At 41.1% G+C, this 1,034-nt stretch carries 1 protein-coding gene; it reads right to left on the reverse strand.

The features are described from left to right. Nucleotides 1-71 precede the first annotated feature (71 nt). Nucleotides 72-1,034 (reverse strand): bifunctional 23S rRNA (guanine(2069)-N(7))-methyltransferase RlmK/23S rRNA (guanine(2445)-N(2))-methyltransferase RlmL (gene rlmKL, locus C3Z13_RS12335; RefSeq protein WP_245872589.1); only part of this gene is annotated, 963 nt, incomplete at its 5' end.

Consider the following 1,034-nt stretch of genomic DNA (forward strand, 5'->3'; position numbering starts at 1 on the left):
TAAGAAAAGGTTTTTTTATCTTTCAATCTAAGAATTGTTTAACTTTAAAGTGCGGTACAAAAATCCAAAATTTATTTGATGAACCTTACTAACCAACAATTATGAATATGCTTATTACGTTCAAAATCTAGTGGCAAGGTTTTGGCTGAAATTTCTACCGCACTTAGGCCGAGATTAGCGATGCCGTCAAAATCCATTTTGAATTTTTGTTTATTGTTGGAAAACACAATTGTGCCGTTTGGGCGTAAAATGCGTTTTAAGTGGGTGAATAATTGAATGTGATCGCGCTGTACGTCCCAGCTGTTTTCCATTCGTTTAGAATTAGAGAACGTAGGGGGATCAACGAAAATCAAATCGAATTGGCGGTCGCATTTTTCTAGCCATTGTAGGCAATCGCTTTGGATCAATTTATGCTGTTTACCTTCGATGTCATTTAAAATTAAATTTTGTTCTGCCCAGTTGAGATAAGTGTTCGACATATCCACGGTGGTGGTGGATTTTGCGCCACCTAGCGCAGCGTGAACGGTGGCAGAGCCAGTGTAAGCAAACAAATTCAGGAAATCTTTGCCTTGTGCCATTTCACCCAGCATTTTGCGGGTTAAGCGGTGATCCAAAAATAGCCCCGTGTCCAGATAATCCGTTAAATTCACCCAAAGTTTCGCGCCATATTCTTCCACATAGAAATAATCGCCTTTGTTGGCCAATTTTTCATATTGGTTTGTGCCTTTTTGTTTTTGGCGAACTTTTAGCACCAATTTATTGGTTTCCACGCCCGTAACGGCAAGGGTGGCGGTTACCGCATCAAGCAAACGCTGACGGGCTTTGTTTTCATCAATATTTTTTGGCGCGGCGTATTCTTGCACTACAATATGATCTAAATAGCGATCCACCGCCACGTTATATTCAGGCAGATCAGCATCATAAAGGCGGTACGCATTAATGCCTTGCTGTTTTGCCCATTTTTCGATTTTCTTGCTATTTTTCTGCAAGCGGTTAGCGAAATCTTGCGCAACGGGCGGATTTTCTGCGGAAGA

Origin of the sequence: Avibacterium endocarditidis (assembly GCF_002921145.1) — a bacterium.
In the GTDB taxonomy this organism is placed as follows: domain Bacteria; phylum Pseudomonadota; class Gammaproteobacteria; order Enterobacterales; family Pasteurellaceae; genus Avibacterium; species Avibacterium endocarditidis.